A 21,054-nucleotide genomic window follows, 5' to 3' on the forward strand; every position below is an offset into this window, starting at 1 on the left:
CTGTGGAGGCCGATCGGTGCCACCCTGGGCACGTGACAGAACTCCTCGTGGCCGGCATCGTCGCCCTGCTCGTCATCGCGGGCGCCGCCGTGCTCGGGCCCCGGATCGGCGTGGCCGCGCCCCTGGTCCTGGTGACCGTCGGCATCGTCGCGAGCCTGGTGCCGTGGATCCCGACCGTCGAGGTCGACCCGGAGTGGATCCTCGCCGGGGTGCTGCCCCCGCTGCTGTACTCGTCCGCCGTCTCGATGCCGACGATGAACTTCCGGCGGGAGTTCGGCGCGATCAGCGGCCTGTCGGTGGTGCTCGTCGTCGCGAGCTCCCTGGTGCTCGGGCTGTTCTTCGCCTGGGCGGTGCCGGACCTCGGCCTGGCGTGGGGCATCGCCCTCGGCGCCATCGTCAGCCCGACCGACGCGGTCGCGACCTCGATCGTGAAGCAGACCTCGGTGTCCCGCCGGGTGGTCGCGATCCTGGACGGCGAATCGCTCCTCAACGACGCCACGGCGCTGGTGCTGCTCCGCACGGCGATCGTCGCCGCGGGCGCCACCTTCTCGTTCTGGGGCGCCGTCGGGGACTTCGCCTTCGCGGTGGCGGTCGCCGTCGCCATCGGCCTGGTCGTCGGGTGGCTCAACCTCGTCGTCCGTGCCCGCGTCGCGAACCCCACCGTCAACACGGCACTGTCGTTCGCGGTGCCGTTCGTCGCCTCGATCCCCGCGGAGTCCCTGCACGCCTCGGGCCTCGTCGCCGCCGTCGTCGCCGGACTGGTCACCGGCATCCGGGCGCCGCGCGTGCTGCCGCCGAACCACCGCCTGTCGGACGCGCAGAACTGGGGCACGGTCGAGTTCGTGCTCGAGGGCGCGGTCTTCCTGGTGATGGGACTCGAGCTGGCGTCGATCATCGGCGACGTGCAGCAGGACCACGCCGGCGTCGGGCCGGCGCTCCTCATCGCCCTCGGCGCCCTCGTGCTCACGGTCCTGGTGCGGGCCGCGTACGTCGTCCCGCTGCTGTTCGGCCTGACGCGGAGCGCCGAACGCCAGGCCCGGATGCAGGACCGGCTGCAGGACTACCGGAACGCCGACCGCGAGACCGCGAGCGCCGCCCTGCAGGAGCACCGGCTCGGGAACCGCACGCCCTCCGAACGGGACCTCGAGCGGTTCGGCGGCCGGGTCCGACAGATGCTCGCGGACATCCAGTACTTCCGCGCGGCCCCACTCGGCTGGCGTGAGGGCACCACGGTGGTGTGGGCGGGGATGCGCGGCGCGGTGACGGTCGCCGCGGCCCAGACGCTGCCGCAGGACACGCCGGAGCGGTCGTTGCTCGTGTTCGTCGCCTTCGCCGTCGCGGGGTTCTCCCTGCTGCTCCAGGGCGGCACGATCGGTCCGCTGCTGCGACGGATCAGCCCACCGGCCGCCGACCGGGCTCAGGCCGACGTCGAGGAACGCGGTCGGCTCCTCGTGGTGATGCGTGCCGCGGCGGAGTCCACGCAGGCGGACGACCCCACTCCGTCGACACAGCGCACGCGGGAGGAGCTCGAAGCCGCTGACCCCGCCGAACTCCGCGCGTGGCTCGGCCAGGAGAAGGTCCGGCGCCTCCGGGTCCTCGACCGCCAACGTGCGGCACTGCTCGACGCCCGCGACGACGGCACGTTCGACGCCGAGGTGCTGGAGTCCGTGCTCAGGAACCTCGACGCGGAGCAGATCGCGCTCGAACTGCGGGGCGGTCCGGCCGCCTGAGGCGTCAGTGCCCGATCGTGATCCGGAAGACCCGGACACCGGCGGTCTGCAGCGCCGCGAGCCCGAGGCGCTTCCGCAGGTTCCGGAAGGGTCGTCGGAACCCGAACGGTGCAGCCGCGGCCCCCATCTGGTGCAGCACCTCGGTGGTCAGCGTCCGCTCGAGCTTCGGCGCCAGCCGCGTCGCACCGGACACCGTCACCACGATGCGCACCGCGTTCGGGGCCATCAGCGGGTCGATCTTCTCGGCGGCGTCCTGCGCGCGGTGGAAGGCCGGGTCGTCCCCGGGACGGCGGATGGCGATGACCGCCAGTTCGGCCTCGGCGTGGTCGGTCGGGTCCGGCAGGTCGTCGACGCCCACCACCCGCATGCGCGTGGCGTCCACGCCGGCGCGGACGGCCGCGGCGCGGAGCACGGGCAGGAGCTCCTGCGTGCCGGCGAGGACGACCTCGGCGTGTTGCAGGTCGACGGGGTCGTGGCGTTCCCGAGGCGTTCGGGCCATGAGGGGTCCTTCCGCTTGAGTGCCCTGGACAGTACCGACGACCGGTGCGGAGCGCCTGCGTGCCGCTAGGTTGACGCCATGACGCCGACGCTGCGGACCGACCGAGGGCTCGACCGCCTCGTCAACTTCTCGGACGCCACCGTCGCGATCGCCATCACGCTGCTGCTCCTGCCGCTCGTCGACGTCGCTGACGAGATCCAGCACGAGTCCCTCGGTGACCTGCTGGCCGACCACGTGGGCACCGTCGTCGCGTTCTTCGTGAGCTTCATCGTCATCTCGCGCCTGTGGCTCTCGCACCACCGCCTGTTCGAGGCCACGCGCTCGTACTCCACCCTGGTGCTGCGGGTGAACTTCGTCTGGCTCGCCAGCATCGCCTTCCTGCCGTTCGCATCGAACCTCATCGCGCAGACGACCCACGACGTCGGCGTCAACGCGCTGTACATCGGCACGATCGCCGTGACCAGCCTGAGCATGACGGTGATGCAGTGGGCGGTGTGGCGCGACCCGGATCTTCTCCGCGAGGACGGTCGCGCGCTGCTCCACCCGATCGACGGCGCCGTGACGTTCATCTCGCTCGTGGTCGCCCTCATCGGGGCCGTCTTCGTGCCCGCCGGTGGGCCGTACTGGCTCTTCCTGCTGGTCCCGGCCGGGTGGGTCTCGGGGTGGTTGGAACGACGTCACCACGCCGGGGACCTGCACCGGCACCGCACTCCTGACGCGTCCTGACGCCGATGGGGGGCTGTACAACTGGACAGCTTCGTGCAGAATGGTCGACGGCCATGACGACTCCACGCGACGCAGACCAGCACCCGGACACCCCGGTGGTGCACCTGACCCGTCGAGCGGCCCTGCAGGCCGAGCGCGCAGCCGCCGCCCGGCCGGTCACGCCGGTCGTCCCGCAGGAGCACGCCGCTCCGGCACCGGCGAAGGCCCCGAGAGCAGCCGTGCCGGCGGCGACCCCCCGAGTGGCCACGCCGACGAAGGCACCGACGGCAGTCAAGCCCGCGAAGGCCCCCACGGCGGCGAGGACCCCGAGGACGCCGAAGGCCATCGCCCCGACGACCCCCGCAGCCCGCACCCGCACCCGCAGCACCGCGGCGGCCACCACCGCCACCCGCACGCAGCGCACCAGCCGCCTCACCGTCGTGAGCGCCGTCGCCGCCGTCGTGCTCTTCGCCTCAGCAGCGATGCCCGCGCACGCCAGCGCCAACACCTCGATGGCGACGTCGACCATCGCGCCGACCGTCCGCACGCAGGACTACGCCGTGACCCAGGCGGTCGCCAGCGCCTCGACCTCCCGCGACGGCTTCACGGTGAACGAGGCCAAGCAGGTCGTCGTCGCGGCACCGAGCGGCACGGGCGCAGTGACGGCCGGCGCGGTGAACAGCGGCGCCGAGGTCACGGACGGCGGCGCGGTCCGCTCGCCGTTCCCCGGCCCGGTGCGGATGAGCTCGGGCTTCGGCTGGCGCTCGGCCCCCTGTGGCGCGTGCTCGTCGCTGCACCAGGGCCTCGACTTCAACCCCGGCATGGGCGCCCCGATCGGCTCGGTCGCCGCCGGCACCGTCCGCGTGTCCGGCGTCTACTTCTCCTACGGCCAGACCGTGATCGTCGACCACGTGGTCGACGGCCGCAAGGTGTCAACGCTCTACGGGCACATGATCCCGGGCTCCTCGCCGCTGCGGGTGGGTGACCGCGTCGACGCCGGCCAGTTCCTCGGCAGCGTCGGGTCCTCGGGCGTCTCCACGGGTGCGCACCTGCACCTCGAGGTCCTCATGGACGGCACCCTGCCGGTCGACCCGCGCGCGTGGATCGAGTCGCACACGGGTCGCACGCTCTAGGGCGTTCCACAGCACCACCGCGGCCGTCGCCCAGCTGGCCTGTGCAGGCTCACAGGCATGGATGACCCCCGAAGTCCGAGCCCGCTCCTCGACACCGACCCGCACCGCTGATGGGCGCCGACACCTGGATCGCCTTCGCCCTCGTCGTCGTCTTCGTCCTGGTCGGCGGGGTCTTCGCCGCCGCCGAGATCGCCCTCGTCTCCCTCCGCGAGTCCCAGCTCCAGCAGCTCGAACACCGCGGCACCCGCGGTGCCCGTGTCGCCGCACTCGGCCGTGACCCGAACCGCTTCCTGTCCGCCGTGCAGATCGGCGTGACGGTCGCCGGCTTCTTCTCCGCCGCGTACGGCGCGTCCTCGATCGCCCCCGACGTCGCCCCGGTGTTCCAGGGCCTCGGGCTGTCCCAGGTCACGGCCGAGACCGTCGCACTGGTCGCGATGACGCTCGTCATCGCTTACCTCTCGCTCGTCCTCGGCGAACTCGTGCCGAAGCGTCTGGCCCTGCAGCGCGCCGAGGGGTTCTCGCTGGCCGTCGCCCCGACCCTCGAGCGCTTCGCGGTCCTGATGCGCCCCGTGATCTGGCTGCTGTCCGCGAGCACGAACGCGGTCGTCCGGCTGCTCCGCGGCGACCCGCACGCCCGCAGCGAGTCGATGAGCACCGAGGAGCTCCGCGGCCTGGTGTCCGACCACAGCGCCATCGACGAACAGGGTCGGCGCATCGCTCGGAGCGCCCTCGACGCCCAGGGCCGGATCCTCCGCGAGTCCATGCGGCCCTGGTTCGACGTGGCCACGCTCGAGGACGACCTCACGATCGCCGAGGCCATCGACCGAGCGCTCGACCTCGGCCACACCCGCTACGTCGTCACGGGCGGCTCGCGTGACGAGGTCACGGGCTTCGTGCACCTCCGCGACCTCCTCCGACCGGAGGACCCTGCCGCACCGGTCGCCACGATCACCCGACCGGTCCCCGCGTTCCCGGAGACCAAGTCGCTCTCGAGCACCATCACCGAGATGCGGACCGCCGGGCACCAGATCGCCCTGGTCGTCGACGAGTACGGCGGCAGCGCCGGGATGGTCACGCTCGAGGCCCTGCTCGAGGACCTCGTCGGGCGCATCCGCGACGAGTACGACGCCCCGGTGTCCGACGGCGACGGCGTGGACGGCGCGACCGTCCTCGAGGACCTGCACGCCGACGGCGGACCGGCCCTGCCCGACGGCGACTACGAGACGGTCGGCGGCCTGGTGCAGGTGCACCTGGACCGCGTCCCCGCCGTGGGCGACGTCGTCGAGGTCGGCGACCACCGCCTCGAGGTGACCGCCATGGACGGTCACCGCGTCGCCAGCGTCACGATCGCGACCAGATGACGGACGGGAGGCTCGGCGCCAACTGGCACCGAGCCTCCCGTCCGGCAGATGGGACCTGAGCAGCCGGGCCGCTAGAAGTCGGTGCCCCGGCTCACGGACTCCCACGCGTCGACCTCGGCGCGCAGCGCGTCCAGCGCGGCGCGGAAGCCGTCCGACGCGTCGTTGCCGAGGAGCAGCATGAAGGGCGTCTGGTCGGCCTCGACCGCGGTGATGAGCGCCTGCGCGGCCTTCGCCGGGTCACCTGCCTGCGTTCCGTGCGCGGTGTCGTGCTCGATCCGGCGCTTGCCGGCGGTGTCGGCGTAGGCCTCGATCGGCCTGGCGGACTGCGTCAGCGACCGGCCCGCGAAGTCCGTGCGGAACCCGCCGGGTTCGACGACCATGACGTCGATGCCGAGCGGCGCGAGCTCCTTGCGGAGCGAGAGCGACAGGGCCTCGAGCGCGGCCTTGACCGCCGAGTAGTACCCGGAGCCCTCGGGCGAGATGCGGGCGCCGATCGACGAGATGTTGACGATCGTGCCGGTCCCGCGGGCACGCATCCCGGGCAGCACGGCGCGGATCAGCCCCGTCGGGCCGTGGACGTGGGTGTCGAAGAGGGTCTGGACGGCCTCGGGCTCGCCCTCCTCGACGGCGGCGCGGTAGCCGTAGCCGGCGTTGTTCACGAGCACGTCGACGCGGCCAAAGCGCTCCTCGGCGGCGGCGACCGCGGCCGTGACGGCAGCGGGGTCGGTGACGTCGAGCGCCAGGGCGAGTGCGCGGTCGGGGGCGGTGTCGGCGATGTCCTGTACGCGGGAGGCGTCACGCGCGGTGACGACGACGTTGCCGCCCGCAGCGAGGACGGCCTCGGCGAACGCGCGTCCGAGCCCGGTGGAGCAGCCGGTGATGAACCAGGTGGTGTCGGTCATGGCTCCATGCAACGCCCCTCGTCCAGTGTGTGCTGTGCGCTCCCGCGGGACCGTGCCCGTCCACAGCCCCGTCCAGGCGGTCGTCTGCGTTCTGCGGCTGACCGACACCTGCTGTGTTTCCCGGCCGTCAATGGTTCGTTACGAGACCGTTTCCGACCGCGAGCAGACCCGCAGCTGGCTCCAAGCTTCCTCATGAGAAACCCTTCACACGAGGAGCCCCTTGTCCAGAACCCCTTCCCGGAGTCGACTCGCCGCACTGGCGATCACCGCCACGTTGACTCCCGCCCTCGCCCTGACCGCAGTCCCTGCGTTCGCGGCACCGACCCCTGACCCCGTCGTCGCCTCCGGCAGCGACTGGGACGTCACGACCGCTCCTGGCGGGTACCTCGTGTCCCTCGACCTCGACGCACCGCTGCCGATGGTCGACGACGCCCCCACGCTCGTCGTGGACGGCGAGCCGATCGGCCTCGCCACCGAGTCGGCGGACGGGAAGACCCTCCAGGTCCTCACCGCCGACCCGTCCGTCGCCAGGGCGACGGACGTCACCAAGGCCTGGTCGAGCGGCGACGCCGACAAGGCGACCGAGACGACGTCGGTCCCGGTCACCCCGCCCGTGCCGGAGAACCGCACCCTCAAGCGGCAGATGAAGTCGCTCGCGACGGCCGAGGCTGTGGAGGACCCGTCGGCACCCGGCGCCTACACGGTGACGGAGGCCGAGTACGACTTCGGCGACCAGGCGGTCCCGCTCGCGGCGATCGGCGGCATCCGCGGTGAACTCACCGGGAAGATGTACCTGACCAGTGCCGCCGGGGAGCGGCCGACCGTCGTGCTCCTGCACGGACGGCACACCTCCTGCTCCGGCACCGGCGCGAACCCGCTGCGCTGGCCGTGCGGTCCGACGCAGATGAACGTCCGCTCGTACCTCGGCTACGAGGGCACCGCGCGTGCGCTCGCCACCCGCGGCTACAACGTGGTGTCCATCGCCGCGAACGCCGTGAACTCGAACGACAACCAGCTCGCGCTCGACTACGGTGCCGAGGCCCGCGGTCAGCTCATCCTGGACACGCTGGGGATGCTCGGCAAGGCCGACGCCGGGACGCCCGTGTCCTACGACGACGTCACCACGGCGACCACCGCGAGCCCGAGCACGACGACGACACGCACCCTCGACGACGCGCTCGTCCGCGCCACGACCCGCGCCGACCAGCCCGCCGCCGACGCTGGTGTCACCGCCGCCTCGCTCAAGGGTCGCTTCGACCTGACGCACGTCGGCATCATGGGCCACTCCCGCGGCGGTGAGGGCGTCGTCTCGGCCGCGACCCTCAACCAGGCGCTCCCGAAGCCGTACGGCATCGAGGCGGTCCTGCCGCTCGCGCCGGTCGACTTCGGCCGCATGACGCTGCCGGACGTCCCGACCGCCGTGTTCCTGCCCTACTGCGACGGCGACGTGTCGAACCAGCAGGGACAGCACTTCATCGACGACTCCCGGCACGCCTTCGGTGACGAGGTGCTCCGGTCCGCGGTGTGGGTGATGGGCGCGAACCACAACTTCTTCAACACGGTGTGGACGCCCGGTCTGTACCCGGCCGCCACGGGCGACGACTGGAACGTCAACGACACCACGTCGACGTGTGCCACCACCAGTTCGACCCGCCTGACCGCTGCGCAGGAGTACCAGGTCGGTGTCAGCTACATGACCGGCTTCTTCCGCCTGACCATGGGCGGCGAGACCCAGTTCCAGCCCATGTTCGACGGATCGGTCAAGCCCACCACGACCGCGACGCCGTTCGCCGACGTCCGGACGATGGCCGCGCAGCCCACCTCGAAGACGCAGCTCGTGACCGACTTCGCCTCGTCGAGCTCCCTCACCCGCACCGTCGGCAGTGCGACCGCCGCGGTCTGCACCAACCTGACCGGTCGCACGCTGCCCCAGTCGAACCCGTTCTGCGCCACCACGAAGGGGTCGGCACAGGTCCCGCACTGGACGCCCGGTTCCTTCGCGCCGAACGTGCCGACGTACCCGACCACCCGGTTCCTCTGGACCGGAGCGTCGACCACCGACCCCGCGGCCCCGAGCACCGGTGAACTCCGCGTCTCGGTCCCCGCGTCCGCACGCAACGTCTCCGGCAGCAGCCAGCTGACGGTGAAGACCGCCCCCGACGAGGCCGTGCCCACCGGTACCGACTTCCGGATCACGGTCCTCGACGGCTCCGGCGGCAGCTGGTCCACCGCCGCCTCGGCGGTCAACCCGCTCGCCGTCAACCGGATGCCCGGTGGCACGAACACGACGCTGAACAAGATCGTCCTGCAGCAGCTGACGATCCCCACGGCGTCGATGACCGGGCTCGACCTCACCGACGTCCGCGAAGTCCGCTTCACCGCGGGCGTCGGCGCCGACGGCACCGGGACGGGCGGGGTCTACCTGTCCGACCTGGCGTTCGACACCCCGAGCGTCGGCACCGCCGTCGCCCGGACGCGCACCACTGTCAACGTCGCCCCCACCGCGGTGGAGGAGGGCGCCGGCCCCGGCACCGCCGACGTCGCCGTCTCGCTGTCGCGTGCCGACTCCCGTCCGGTCACCGCGTACGTCAGCGTCCTCGGATCGGCGACCGGCACCGTCGGCGTCGGCATGGAGCGCGTGACCTTCGCACCGGGCGAGACCTGCCGTGCGGTCACCGTGCCGACGGCCGGCAACACGGTCGCCTCGGCGACGCCCAGCTCCGCCCTGAAGGTGAGCGTCACGAACACCAGCAACGCCGTCATGGGCGCGTCCGCGTTCACCACCCTGACCGTCCGCGAGGACGACGGCGTCACGGCGCCGGCGAAGGCGATCGCGCCGGTCGGGAAGCAGGGCGACGTCTGCGCCGAGCGGACCGCCGCGGCCACCCCGGTGGCGCTCGGCACCTCCGCCACGAAGGTGACGTCGGGCACGACGGGCACGACGGTCCTGCTCACGGGCACGGGCTTCCGTCAGGGCGAAGGCGTCACGTTCCGCTCCGGGACGACGGTCATCGACACGGCCGTCGCCGGGTCGAGCGGCGCGGTCGCCGGGACCCTGCAGGTCCCGGCCGACGCCGACCTCGGTGCGATCACCGTGTCCGCCGTCGGCGCTGGTTCCGGCCGGGAGGCCCGGGCCACCATCACGGTCGTCGCACCCACGCCGAAGCTCACGCTGAAGGCGGGCAGCAGTGCGACCGTCTCCGGGTCGTGGCAGGTCGGCCGGACCATCACCGCGAAGCCCGGGACGTGGAACGCGAGCGGGGTCACCTTCAGCTACGCGTGGTCACGTGACGGGAAGGCGATCGCCGGGGCGACGAAGTCGACCTACACGACGACGTCGAAGGACGTCGGCCTGCGACTGACGGTCACCGTCACCGCCAAGAAGGCCGGCTACACCAACGGCACCACGACCGCACTGTCGGGGCGCCTGCACAAGTAGCCACACACTGGTCGACGGGAGCGGGTGATCGAGAGGTCACCCGCTCTCGTCGTGTCGGCCAGGTGCCCCTGAGCGGCCAGGTACGACCAGTGCCTGTCTCGCTCTCGGGACCAGGACGTAGCCTGGGCCGCATGGGTATCGACGTGCGCGGGGAGATCCGCGACTTCCTGTCCACGCGGCGGGCTCGGATCTCGCCAGAGCAGGCGGGCATGCCGTCGTTCGGCGGTGGGGTCCGTCGGGTGCCCGGGCTGCGGCGGCACGAGGTCGCGATGCTCGCGGGCGTCAGCGTGGACTACTACACGCGGCTCGAGCGCGGCACGTTGAAGGGCGTCTCCGACAGCGTGCTCGAGGGGCTGGCGCGGGCGCTGCAGCTCGACGAGGACGAGCGCACCCACCTTTGGGACCTCGCCCGGCTCGCGAACTCCGGCGTGAAGACCATGCACAAGACCATGCCGACCCGGATCCGTCCCGGCGTGCAACGACTCCTCGACGCCATCACCGGCGCGCCGGCGTGGGTGCGGAACGAGCGCGGGGACGTCCTCGCGGCGAACGAGCTCGGCCGTGCCCTGTACGCGCCGATGTTCGCCGGACCCGGTCGCCCGGTGAACACCGCCCGCTTCACGTTCCTCGACCCCGCCGCGCGGACGTTCTTCGTCGACTGGTCCCAGACCGCGCGGGACTCCGTCGCGATCCTGCGCGCCGCGGCCGTCGCCAACCCGTGCGAGCCCGGGCTCGTGACGCTCGTCGGCGAGCTCTCCACCCGCAGCGAGGAGTTCCGTTCCTGGTGGGCCGAGCACGACGTCCGCCTGCACCGCACCGGCAAGAAGCGGATCAGCCACCCGGTCGTGGGCGCACTCGACCTGGACTACGAGGCGCTCGACCTGGTCGCTGACCAGGGCCTGACGATGTTCACGTACAGCGCCGAGCCCGGGTCGGAGTCCGAGCGCTCGCTCGCGCTCCTCGGGACCTGGGCGGCGACGGAGCGCGCGGAGCAGCTCGCCGCGGCCCGGGCCACGGAGTCCGAGTCGGTCGACTGAGCAGTCCGCGCCGCCCGGTGCTGTCCCGGCCGCCGGGCGCACGGTTCCGGCCGCGGGGCGCACGGTTCCGGCCGCGGGTCGCACGGTTCCGGCCGGCACGGGCGTGGTTCCGGCCGGCGCCGCACAACCAGGATCGGCTCGCGCCACGGAGTTCGGCGGCGCGAGCCGATTTCGGTTGTGCGACGTCCGGGACCGGCGTCCGGCACCGGCGTCCGGTCCCGGTCCACGCGCGCGGTTCCGGCGGGCGTGCGCGGGCCTCCGCTCAGATGGCGGTCGGGTCCCCGTCGTCGTCGAGCGCAGCACGTTCCAGGCGCTCGATCCGGAGCACACGTTCCCGCGCGGACAGCCGGAGCACGCGGATCGCCGCGACGGACAGCACGATGAGCGCGATCACGAGCACGACGACGGCGAGCACGAGCAGACCGTAGAGGACGAAGACGAAGCTGAAACCCGAGGCGGCGACCATGTGCTGACCCTAGCGCCCGCCGTAGGCTGAGCCGCGTGACCAGGCGCGCGGACGGAACGGCGGGCAACGCCGACCAGGGGAGCACCGGCGTGGACAGCACCCGGTGGCGCCGCCCGGAACCCGCCTTCGCCCGGGCGGTCAAGGCCGCACTCGGGGACGCCCGCACCGTGCTGCACGTCAGCACCGACGCCGACGCCGCGGTGTCCTACGCGCCGCACGACCGGGACGTCACCGCCGTCGAGCCGACCGCGGACCTGCCCTTCCCCGACGACACGTTCGACGCGGCCATGACCGCGTTCTCCGTCCCCCGGTGGCAGGACCTCGACCGTGCGCTGGCCGAGATGCGGCGCGTGACGCGTGGCCCGGTCGTCGTGCTGACGCGGGACCCCGCCCGGATCCAGGACTCCTGGCTCGCCGAGTACGCCCCCGAGGTGACGGCCGCCGACGCCCGCCGCCACCCGACTCCCGACCGCATCGCCGACGCCCTCGGCGGGGACGTCACCACGACCCGCGTGCCGATCCCCTTCACGTGCGTCGACGGGTTCTCCGAGGCCTACTACGGCCGCCCCGAGCGGCTGCTCGACCCCGCCGCGCGTCGAGCCGACGACGCCTGGGGGCTCGTCGACGAGATGAGCGCCGCCCGCTCGGTCGCCGCGCTCCGCACCGCGCTCGAGTCCGGCGCCTGGGACGACCGCAACGGCGCGCTCCGCGTCCGGCCGTCCCACGACGGCTCGCTCGTCCTGCTCACCGCGACGCCCTGACGCCTCACGCCCTGACGGCGCGGACCGTCCGTCTTGACACCGCCTCGTAGGCTGGACCCGTGAGCAACCGTTCCGAGGAGGTCGTCGGCGTCCACGCCGGCATCAGGGCCTGACGCCCCGGGTCACGTCGTCGACGTGGCCCCAGTCGTCGTCCCCTCCCAGAACACCCGCCCGGTGCGGCGCACGCGCGCCCCGGGCGGCACCACAGAACGGCTCACCATGCTGCCCATCAGCGAGAAGACCATCCGCGCGTCCTTCGTCAACGCCTCCCGCAGGGAGACGAGTGACCTGACGCTGCCCGCCGACTTCGCGACCCTGGACTGGGACGCGCTCGACTTCCTCGGGTGGCGCGACCCGAAGAGCCCTCGCCGCGCGTCCGTCGTCGTGCCGACCCTCGAGGGCGACCTGATCGGCGTGCTGCTCCGGCAGGCCGAGGCCTCACCGCGATCCCGGGCCCAGTGCTCGTGGTGCCAGGACGTCCGGCTGCCGAACGACGTGGTGTTCTACAGCGCCAAGCGGTCCGGCCCGGCCGGGCGCAACGGCAACACCGTCGGGACGCTCGTGTGCCAGGACTTCCAGTGCTCGGCGAACGTCCGGAAGACCCCGCCGCTGGCCTACGAGGGCTTCGACGTCGACGCCGCCCGGCTCCGCCGGATCGAGGACCTGCAGCTCCGCGCGGCCGGTTTCGCCACCGACCTGTGACGGACAGGAGGCTCGTCCGTGTCCGGTGGGGAGCCTCCTGTCCGCCGTCGGGTTGCGTCAGCGGTCGATGCTCGACATGTCGGGGTAGCGGTCACCGGTCGGGGCGGGCAGCGCCGAGAGGCGCTCGACCTGCTCCGCGCTCAGGGTGAGGTCCGCCGCGGCGACGTTCTCCTCGAGGCGGGAGACGCGCTTCGTGCCGGGGATCGGCACGACGTCGTCGCCCTGGGCGAGCAGCCACGCGAGGGCGACCTGGGCAGGGGTGCCGCCGACCTCGTCCGCGACGTGCTTGACCTCGTCGACGATGCGCATGTTCGTCTCGAAGGCGTCCTGCTGGAAGCGGGGGTTCGCCGAGCGGAAGTCGTCGGCGTCGAGGTCCGAGGGCTTCGTGATCGTGCCGGTGAGGAACCCGCGGCCGAGCGGCGAGTAGGGGACCAGGCCGATGCCGAGCTCGCGGAGGGTGTCGAGCACGTCGCCCTCGGGGTCGCGCGTCCAGAGGGAGTACTCGCTCTGGAGGGCCGTGATCTGGTGGACGGCGTTCGCCTTGCGGATCGTCGCGGCGCTCGCCTCGGAGAGCCCGATGTGGCGGATCTTGCCCTCCTGGACGAACTCGGCGAGCTGGCCGATGACGTCCTCGATCGGGACCGCCGGGTCGACGCGGTGCTGGTAGTAGAGGTCGATGTGGTCGGTGCCGAGGCGGCGGAGGGAGCCCTCGAGGGCCTCCCGCACGGACTCCGGCGCGGAGCTGATGCCGCGGCCGCGGGCGGGGGTGGTCTCCCCGGCCTCGTGGGTGATGAGGCCGAACTTCGTCGCGATGACGACGTCGTCGCGGCGGTCGGCGAGGGCCCGGCGGAGGAGCTCCTCGTTCGTGTAGGGGCCGTACGCCTCGGCGGTGTCGAAGAGCGTCACACCGAGGTCGATCGCGCGGTGGATGGTGCGGACCGACTCGTCGTCGTCCGTGCCGGCGCCGGTGTAGAAGGCGCTCATCCCCATCGTTCCGAGGCCGATCGGGCCGACCTCGAGGTCACTGAGCTTGCGTGTCTGCATGTCTCCCGGTCTACTCCGCGCACCCGGGTTGGAGGGAGGCACCGGTCGTACCCGTCACGAGCGGCCCCGCATCGTGTGGTTCCTCCAAGGGACGGGGACCGGCACGACCGACCTGGTCTGATCAGGGGGTGAACCTGTACTTCCGTCTGCTGCTCCTGCACCTCCGCACCCGGCGAGCGCGGCGGCGGTCGCTGTGGGACGAGGCGCGGACCCCGTTCCGGGTGACCCTGACCGACCTCGACCCGCTCCGGCACACGAACAACGCCCGGTACCTGGCACTGCTCGACCTCGGGCGGCTCGACCTGATGATCCGGTCAGGGTTCTGGGGCGACCTGACCCGACGGGGCTGGTACCCGGTGGTGGCTGCACAGACGATCACGTACAAGCGGTCGCTGACGCTCGGGCAGCGGTTCGACCTGGTCACGCGGGTGCTCGGCGTGGACGAGCGTGCCACGTACATCGAGCAGACCTTCGTCCGGCGCGGGACCGTCGTCGCCCGAGCGGTCGTGCAGGCCCGGTTCCTCCGGACCGCCGGGGGCAGCGTGGCATCCGCCGAGCTGCTCGACGCCGTCGGGGGCGCTCCCTCCGACCTGGCGCTGCCGGCGTGGGTCCGCGCCTGGGCCGACGCCGTCCGGATCAGCTCCACCGCGGGGTAGACAGGTCCCGTGACGGAACCACCGGGGAGCACGACCACACGCAGGGGACTCATCGCCGGGGGTGTGGGACTCGGCATCGCCGGGGTCCTGGCCGCCTGCAGCGGAGGGTCCCCGGCACCGAGACCGTCCGGCACGACGACCTCGGGAGCGAGCGGCACGCCGGTGCCCAGCACGACCGCGAGCGCCCCGCCGACGGGCTCCGGTCCGGACAGCTGGGACGCCCTGGCCGCGGCGACCACGGGGGCGGTGCTCCGGTCGGGCGCCCGGGGATGGAACGCAGCACGCGTGCTCGAGAACCCCCGGTTCGACGACGCCGACCCGCAGGGCATCCTCCGGGTGGCGAACGCCGACGACGTCGTCGCCGGGCTCGCCTTCGCCCGGAACACCCGCACGCCGGTCGCGCTCCGCGCCGGCGGGCACTCGTACACGGGCTGGTCGGCCGGCGGCGCTGCCGGCACGGACGTCCCCCGATCGCTCGTGATCAGCACCGCGGGGCTCGACGACGTCCAGGTGTCGGGGGAGTCCGTGACGATCGGCCCCGGCGCGCAGCTCGCCGACGTCTACGCCGCCCTGGCGAAGGCGGGTCGGGCGATCGGCTCGGGGTCGTGCCCCACCGTCGGCATCGGCGGCCTGACGCTCGGCGGGGGTGTCGGCGTGCTCGTCCGCTCGTTCGGCCTGACCTCGGACCAGCTCACCGGCGCCACGATCGTCACGGCTGACGGTGCCGTGCACGAGGTCTCGTCGTCCCGGGAACCGGACCTGTTCTGGGCCTGCCGCGGTGGGGGCGGCGGGACAGTGGGCGTCGTGACGAGCCTGACGTTCCGGACCCAGCCCGCGCCTCCCGTCCTGCTCTTCAGCATCTCCTTCCCCTGGTCGGCCGCCGCTGCGGTGGTGCGCGCGTGGCAGGACTGGGCGCCGACGGCGGACCGGCAGCTGTGGTCGACGCTGAAGCTCCTGGGCGGCGCACGGCACACCGGTGGCCCGTCCGTCACGGTGACCGGCGTGTGGACCGGTGCGAAGTCCGGCGCCGACGCCTCGGTCGACGGCTTCATCGCCGCGACCGGTGCGACGCCGACCCGGCACACGGCGGACGAGCTGACGTACGGCCAGGCGATGCAGGAGCTCGCCGGCAAGCCGGTGCGGGTGTCCGAGGCGGCGACGTCCTCGATCGGCACGACGGCACTGACGGACGCGCAGGTCGCGGTCCTCGTGCAGCAGGCCGAGCGGTCCGGGTCGGTCGCCGGCATGGCGGAGGGCGGGGTGTCCCTCGACGCCCTCGGCGGTGTCGTGGCGGACGTCGGCCGGACCGACACCCCCTTCCCGTGGCGCTCGGCGCTGTACACGGTGCAGTACACGGCCGTGTTCGCGAACGGCGCGGACCCGGCACCGTTCGACCAGTACGTGCGTGGCTTCCGTGCCGCGATGCGCCCGGCATGGGGTGACGCTGCGTACGCGAACTACTGCGACGCGGCGATCACGGACCCGTCGGCGTACTTCGACGTGAACACCTCGCGGCTGCACCGCATCGCCGAGCAGGCCGACCCGGACGGGGTGTTCGCGCAGCCGCACTGGGTGTGAGACGCGCGCTGGGTCTGACCCGGCGGCACGCCCCGTCCTACGATGACCGGCATGGACATCGAGCCGTTCGTCGTCGCCGACACCGCGGCCTGGCGCGCCTGGCTCGACGAGCACGAGGACGACTCCGACGGCGTCTGGCTCGCCCTCGCCAAGAAGGGCACGACGGAGCCCACGACCCTGACGTACGCGCAGGCCCTCGACGAGGCGCTCTGCTCCGGCTGGATCGACGGGCAGAAGCGCAGCAACGACACGGTGACCTTCCTGCAGCGGTTCACGCCGCGACGGAAGGCCTCGCTGTGGTCGGAGCGGAACATCGGCCTGGTGGCGACGCTCGTCGCGCAGGGGCGGATGCGGGAGCGCGGGCAGGCGGAGATCGACCGCGCGAAGACCGACGGCCGGTGGGACCGTGCCTACGCCGGGTCGGCGACCGCCACGGTGCCCGACGACCTCACCGCCGCGCTCGACACCGCACCCGCTGCCGCCGCCCTGTTCGCCGAGCTCGACGCCACGAACCGGTACGCCGTGCTGCACCGCGTCATGACCGCGCCCAACCCCGCGACCCGCGCGGCCCGGCTGGCCAAGCTCGTCGCCATGCTCGACCGCGGCGAGACGCCGTACCCGCGCCCGACACGCTGACGTCGGGGGACAGGACGTCGCCGGTTGCTCACCGTGCGTTCGCGGAGACGGCGTACACCGGAGTGATGACGAACAGCGACACCACGACACGTCCGGCCGACGCCTCCGGCACCTTCCGCATCGGTGGCGACCTCGAGGTCAACCGCCTCGGCTACGGCACCATGCAGCTCACCGGCCCCGGGGTCTGGGGACCGCCGAAGGACCACGACGAGGCGATCCGCGTGCTCAAGCGCGCCGTCGAGCTCGGCGTGAACTTCTTCGACACCGCCGACTCCTACGGCCCCTACGTCGCCGAGGAGCTCCTCAAGGAGGCCCTGCACCCCTACGGCGACGACGTCGTCATCGCGACCAAGGCCGGCCTGACCCGCACCGGCCCGAACGAGTGGCCGCCGGTGGGCCGCCCGGAGTACCTGCGTCAGGAAGCCGAGATGAGCCTCCGCCGCCTCGGTCTGGAGCGCATCGACCTGTTCCAGCTGCACCGCATCGACCCGAAGGTCCCGCTCGAGGACCAGATCGGTGAGCTGAAGAAGCTGCAGGACGAGGGCAAGGTCCGTCACATCGGCCTGTCCGAGGTCTCCGTCGACGAGGTCAAGGCCGCGCAGGAGATCGCGACGATCGTCTCCGTGCAGAACCTCTACAACCTCACCGACCGGTCCTCCGAGGCGCTGCTCGACTGGTCCGAGGAGCAGGGCATCGGCTTCATCCCGTGGTTCCCGCTCGCGACCGGTGGCCTGACCGGCGAGGACTCCCCGCTGACCGAGCTCGCCGAGCGCAAGCAGGCGACGCCCGCACAGGTCGCCCTGGCCTGGCTGCTCAAGCGCTCCCCGGTGATGCTGCCGATCCCCGGCACGTCGAGCGTCGCGCACCTCGAGGACAACCTCGCCGGTGCCACGGTCGAGCTCACCGACGACGAGTTCCAGGAGCTCGCCGGCCTGCACGAGTGACACGACCGGGATCCGCTGAGGACAGCGGATCCCGGATCCAGCGTTGACAGATCCGGTCGACGATCCCGCGGGATCGCCGACCGGATCCGTCATGTCGTCGGTCAGGAGGCGATGGCCGCCATGGCCTGTGCGGTCGCGGCGCCGAGGTCCTCCGCCGGGCGGCTCAGCAGCCCCTTCACCATCCGGGTGTCGTCGTCGGCGAGCACCTCGTACGCCCCGGTCACCGCGCCGTCGAGCGACTGCGCCACCACGCTCGACGGGCTGACCTTCGGGACGTCGAAGCGGGCGCCCATCGCCGTGTCGATCATGCCGACGAGCACGCCCGTGACGGTGGTGCCCTGGCCGGCCAGCTCGGTCCGCAGGCCGTTCGTCGCGGACCACGCTGCCGCCTTCGACGCCGCGTACACGGTGGGGAGCGGGATCCAGGCTGCGGCGGAGAGCACGTTCACCACGGCACCGCCGCCGTTCGCCGCGAGCACGGGCGCGAACGCCCCGGAGACGCGGATCGTGCCGAAGACGTTCGTCTCGAACACCGACCGGAGGACGTCGTCGTGCGCGGCCGCGATGGACGTGTCCGACGCCGGGGCGATCGCCGCGTTGTTGACGAGCAGGTCCACGTCGGTCGCGGTCCGCGCCGCGGCGGCGATCGACTCCCCGTCGGTCAGGTCGAGCACGAGCGGCACCACGCGCTCGTCGTCCCACTGCCGCGGGGACCGTGCGGTGGCGTAGACCTTCGTCGCGCCGCGTTCCAGGGCCTGGCGGACGAACTCCTCGCCGAGGCCTCCGTTCGCTCCGGTCACGAGCACGGTCCGGCCGTCGAGTCGCTCAGTCATGGTCACTCCTGTAGGTTGGTTGCGGAAGCGGGGATGCTCCCCGGATCATTATGTGGGGATAGTCCCCACTTGAGTCAAGTGAGGTGCGCCGTGACGTCGACGACCGCGAAGCCCCTGCGCGCCGATGCCCGCCGGAACCGTGACGCGATCACCGCGGCGGCACGACAGGTCTTCGAGACCGACGGCATCCTCGCCCCGATCGACGGCATCGCCACGGCGGCCGGGGTCGGCAACGCGACGCTCTACCGGAACTTCCCGACCAGGGACGACCTGCTCGCCGCCGTGATGGACGACAGCGTCCACGCGGTCCTCGACGAGTCGCGCGAGCTCGAGTCGCTGCCCGCCGACGACGCCCTGCACGAGTGGATGGCCCGCGTCACCTGGCAGCTCCGCATCTGGCAGAACCTGCCGACCTGCATCGCCAGCGCCATCGGGGACGACGAGTCGCCCGTGCAGGACGTCTGCGCCCGACTGACAGCGCGCACGGACGTGTTCCTGCAGCGCGCACGGACGCAGGGCAGCGCGACGGACACGGCGAGCGCCGAGGACGTCTTCGAGCTGCTCACCACGCTGTCCTGGGGCGTCGACCGCTTCGGCGACGACCAGGAGCAGGCCAGACGCCGGGTGCGCCTGGCGACCGCGGGCCTGTTCAGCCGCTGACCGCACGAGCACCCCGGCACCGACGACTAGCGTCGGACCCATGCAGCGACGCACCCTCGGCCGTACCGGCCGCGAAGTCTCCTCCATCGGTCTCGGCACCTGGCAGTTCGGCGGTGACTGGGGTCCCGTCGCCGACGAGGACGCCTTTGCCGTGATGGACGCCTCCGCCGAGGCCGACGTCACCCTGTTCGACACCGCCGACGTGTACGGCGACGGCACGAGCGAAGCCCTGATCGGCCGCTGGCTGCAGGCGAACCCCGGCTCGGGCGTCACCGTCACGACGAAGATGGGCCGTCGCGCCGAGCAGACGCCCGACAACTACGTCGCGGCGAACTTCCGCACCTGGGTCGACCGGTCGCGGACGAACCTGCAGCAGGACACGCTCGACCTGGTGCAGCTGCACTGCCCGCCGACCGCGGTGTTCTCCGACGACGCCGTGTACGACGCCCTCGACGCGCTGGTCGCCGACGGCGCGATCGCCGCCTACGGCGTCAGCGTCGAGACCGCCGACCAGGCGCTCACCGCGATCGCCCGGCCGAACGTCGCGAGCGTCCAGATCATCCTCAACGCGTTCCGGTTGAAGCCGCTGGACGCGGTCCTGCCCGCCGCCCGGGAGGCCGGGGTCGCCATCCTGGCGCGCGTCCCGCTGGCATCGGGGCTGCTCTCCGGCAAGTACACGACGGACACCGAGTTCGCCCCGGAGGACCACCGCACCTACAACCGCCACGGCGAGGCCTTCGACCAGGGCGAGACCTTCAGCGGGGTCCCCTTCGAGGACGGCGTCCGCGCGGCGCAGGAGTTCGCCGCTGCCCTGCCCGATGGCGTCTCCGTGCCGCAGGCCGCGCTCGCGTGGATCATCGCGCAGGACGGTGTCACGGCTGCGATCCCGGGTGCTCGCAACGCCGAGCAGGCCCGCTCGAACGCCCAGGCGGGGTCCCTCGACACCCCGGCCGACCTCGCCGCGACCGTGCGTGACCTCTACGACCGCTGGTTCCGCGCGACGGTGCACGAGCGCTGGTGACCCCCGGCGGCCTGGAGCACCTCCCAGCCACTGCTCGGAGGTGCTTCAGGAACCGTCGCCCCTTCCCATCGATCCCACGGCGTGCAGCGCCCGGCCCGGTCCTACGGTGATCCCACACCCTCCGACCGATCGGGAACCACCATGCGCGTGCGCCACGTCCTCGTCACCGCTGCGCTGGCCGCTGCCCTGGTCGCCGTGCCCACGGCCCTCGTCGTCGCGCACCCGGCGGTCGCCGCGTACGGGTCGACCGCCGACGTGACCGGTCCGCAGGCCGCCCGGGTGGTGGCCGCGCGGGTCGCCGAGCTCCGGCGCACCCCGGACCAGGTGCTCACCGGAGCGCTCGGAGCCGCGGACGGCCGAGCGGTGCCCTTCGCCTACGCCGGCGACTCGATCACCGCACGGCCCGGGTCGTGGCTCCGCGACCTCGCCGCCACACCCGCCGCGCAGGCGGTCGTCCGTGCCGTCGGCGGCTACGCCCACAGCGGGTACCGCTCGGACCAGGTGCTCGCCCGGATGCCCGTCGTGCACGGCGAGGACGTCCTGGTCGTCGAGCTGGGCACGAACGACGTGAACCAGCACGTGCCGATCACGACGACGCTGCGGGACGTCGGCCGCCTGGTGGCGCGGGTCGCAGCGCCGCACGTGCTCCTGGTCGCGGCACCGCCTTCGGACCACACGACGAGCCTGTGGGGTGTCGACCGTCGGGCGGGCAACGCCGCGTTCGACCGTGCCCTGGTCGTCGACGCACACCGTCACGGGTGGAACGAGACCGACCCCTTCGCCGCGGACCGCGAGCGTGACGACTCCTGGGTCCCCGGGACCTCAACGGACGGCATCCACCCCACGACCGCGGCGAACCACGCGATCGCCGGTCGCTTCGCCGCGGCCATCACGGCCGCCGCGCACACCGCGCGCGCCTGAGCGGGGCACTGGACGGACCCTGGGAC

At 72.7% G+C, this 21,054-nt stretch carries 20 protein-coding genes; 15 read left to right on the top strand and 5 right to left on the bottom strand.

What is annotated here, in order from left to right:
- Positions 1–32: 32 nt before the first annotated feature.
- The gene (locus ITJ68_RS00915; RefSeq protein WP_194659495.1) at positions 33–1,730 is read left to right on the top strand and encodes a cation:proton antiporter; all 1,698 of its coding nucleotides are present in this window, start codon (positions 33–35) and stop codon (positions 1,728–1,730) included.
- A gap of 4 nt (positions 1,731–1,734) precedes the next feature.
- Here the strand turns inward: ITJ68_RS00915 and ITJ68_RS00920 are convergent, their stop codons facing one another.
- A complete protein-coding gene (locus ITJ68_RS00920; RefSeq protein WP_194659496.1) occupies positions 1,735–2,229 on the bottom strand; it encodes a hypothetical protein in 495 nt (164 codons plus the stop codon).
- Positions 2,230–2,307: 78 nt separating this feature from the next.
- On the opposite strand from ITJ68_RS00920, the gene ITJ68_RS00925 reads away from it, so the two are divergent.
- The 3 genes from ITJ68_RS00925 to ITJ68_RS00935 all read left to right on the top strand — a co-directional run bounded on the left by ITJ68_RS00925 (position 2,308) and on the right by ITJ68_RS00935 (position 5,428).
- Positions 2,308–2,955, top strand: a complete 648-nt coding sequence (locus ITJ68_RS00925) for a TMEM175 family protein (protein ID WP_194659497.1) — start codon at positions 2,308–2,310, stop codon at positions 2,953–2,955.
- A gap of 53 nt (positions 2,956–3,008) precedes the next feature.
- Positions 3,009–4,067 (top strand): M23 family metallopeptidase, encoded by a 1,059-nt coding sequence (locus ITJ68_RS00930; protein ID WP_194659498.1) that lies wholly within the window; start codon positions 3,009–3,011, stop codon positions 4,065–4,067.
- A gap of 110 nt (positions 4,068–4,177) precedes the next feature.
- Positions 4,178–5,428: a hemolysin family protein gene (locus tag ITJ68_RS00935; RefSeq protein ID WP_194659499.1), complete on the top strand. Its 1,251-nt coding sequence runs from the start codon at positions 4,178–4,180 to the stop codon at positions 5,426–5,428.
- Positions 5,429–5,499: 71 nt separating this feature from the next.
- On the opposite strand, the gene ITJ68_RS00940 is transcribed toward ITJ68_RS00935, so the two are convergent.
- Positions 5,500–6,330, bottom strand: coding sequence for an oxidoreductase (locus ITJ68_RS00940; RefSeq protein ID WP_194659500.1), 831 nt, complete (start codon positions 6,328–6,330; stop codon positions 5,500–5,502).
- Positions 6,331–6,550: 220 nt separating this feature from the next.
- On the opposite strand from ITJ68_RS00940, the gene ITJ68_RS00945 reads away from it, so the two are divergent.
- Positions 6,551–9,769 carry a hypothetical protein gene (locus ITJ68_RS00945; RefSeq protein ID WP_194659501.1) on the top strand — a complete coding sequence of 1,073 codons (3,219 nt, stop codon included), beginning with the start codon at positions 6,551–6,553 and terminating at the stop codon, positions 9,767–9,769.
- A 131-nt stretch (positions 9,770–9,900) separates the two neighbouring features.
- Positions 9,901–10,806, top strand: a complete 906-nt coding sequence (locus ITJ68_RS00950) for a helix-turn-helix transcriptional regulator (protein ID WP_194659502.1) — start codon at positions 9,901–9,903, stop codon at positions 10,804–10,806.
- Between the two features lie 262 nt (positions 10,807–11,068).
- Here ITJ68_RS00950 and ITJ68_RS00955 read toward each other — a convergent pair whose 3' ends face one another.
- On the bottom strand, positions 11,069–11,272 hold the full coding sequence (locus tag ITJ68_RS00955; protein WP_194659503.1) for a hypothetical protein: 204 nt from the start codon (positions 11,270–11,272) through the stop codon (positions 11,069–11,071).
- Between the two features lie 35 nt (positions 11,273–11,307).
- Between ITJ68_RS00955 and ITJ68_RS00960 the strand changes: the two genes are divergently transcribed.
- Entirely contained in the window at positions 11,308–12,033 is a 726-nt protein-coding gene (locus ITJ68_RS00960) for a methyltransferase domain-containing protein (RefSeq protein WP_194659504.1), read from the top strand.
- 219 nt (positions 12,034–12,252) lie between these two features.
- Positions 12,253–12,735 (top strand): FBP domain-containing protein, encoded by a 483-nt coding sequence (locus ITJ68_RS00965; protein ID WP_194660144.1) that lies wholly within the window; start codon positions 12,253–12,255, stop codon positions 12,733–12,735.
- 57 nt (positions 12,736–12,792) lie between these two features.
- Here ITJ68_RS00965 and ITJ68_RS00970 read toward each other — a convergent pair whose 3' ends face one another.
- Positions 12,793–13,779 (bottom strand): aldo/keto reductase, encoded by a 987-nt coding sequence (locus tag ITJ68_RS00970; protein ID WP_194659505.1) that lies wholly within the window; start codon positions 13,777–13,779, stop codon positions 12,793–12,795.
- A gap of 128 nt (positions 13,780–13,907) precedes the next feature.
- On the opposite strand from ITJ68_RS00970, the gene ITJ68_RS00975 reads away from it, so the two are divergent.
- From ITJ68_RS00975 to ITJ68_RS00990, 4 genes are all read left to right on the top strand, one after another.
- Positions 13,908–14,435, top strand: a complete 528-nt coding sequence (locus ITJ68_RS00975) for an acyl-CoA thioesterase (protein WP_194659506.1) — start codon at positions 13,908–13,910, stop codon at positions 14,433–14,435.
- Between the two features lie 162 nt (positions 14,436–14,597).
- Complete coding sequence (locus tag ITJ68_RS00980; RefSeq protein ID WP_194659507.1) at positions 14,598–16,013, top strand: FAD-binding oxidoreductase; 1,416 nt, start codon at positions 14,598–14,600, stop codon at positions 16,011–16,013.
- Between the two features lie 42 nt (positions 16,014–16,055).
- Positions 16,056–16,649, top strand: a complete 594-nt coding sequence (locus tag ITJ68_RS00985; RefSeq protein ID WP_416354624.1) for a YdeI/OmpD-associated family protein — start codon at positions 16,056–16,058, stop codon at positions 16,647–16,649.
- A gap of 65 nt (positions 16,650–16,714) precedes the next feature.
- Positions 16,715–17,593 (top strand): aldo/keto reductase, encoded by an 879-nt coding sequence (locus ITJ68_RS00990; RefSeq protein ID WP_071269498.1) that lies wholly within the window; start codon positions 16,715–16,717, stop codon positions 17,591–17,593.
- A gap of 101 nt (positions 17,594–17,694) precedes the next feature.
- On the opposite strand, the gene ITJ68_RS00995 is transcribed toward ITJ68_RS00990, so the two are convergent.
- Positions 17,695–18,426 (bottom strand): SDR family oxidoreductase, encoded by a 732-nt coding sequence (locus ITJ68_RS00995; protein ID WP_194659509.1) that lies wholly within the window; start codon positions 18,424–18,426, stop codon positions 17,695–17,697.
- 90 nt (positions 18,427–18,516) lie between these two features.
- On the opposite strand from ITJ68_RS00995, the gene ITJ68_RS01000 reads away from it, so the two are divergent.
- From ITJ68_RS01000 to ITJ68_RS01010, 3 genes are all read left to right on the top strand, one after another.
- Positions 18,517–19,086 (top strand): TetR/AcrR family transcriptional regulator, encoded by a 570-nt coding sequence (locus tag ITJ68_RS01000; RefSeq protein WP_323743175.1) that lies wholly within the window; start codon positions 18,517–18,519, stop codon positions 19,084–19,086.
- Between the two features lie 40 nt (positions 19,087–19,126).
- Entirely contained in the window at positions 19,127–20,107 is a 981-nt protein-coding gene (locus ITJ68_RS01005) for an aldo/keto reductase (RefSeq protein ID WP_194659511.1), read from the top strand.
- Positions 20,108–20,248: 141 nt separating this feature from the next.
- The gene (locus ITJ68_RS01010; RefSeq protein WP_194659512.1) at positions 20,249–21,028 is read left to right on the top strand and encodes an SGNH/GDSL hydrolase family protein; all 780 of its coding nucleotides are present in this window, start codon (positions 20,249–20,251) and stop codon (positions 21,026–21,028) included.
- The last annotated feature ends 26 nt before the right edge of the window (positions 21,029–21,054 follow it).

The organism is Curtobacterium sp. VKM Ac-1395 (assembly GCF_015350975.1).
Taxonomy (GTDB): domain Bacteria; phylum Actinomycetota; class Actinomycetes; order Actinomycetales; family Microbacteriaceae; genus Curtobacterium.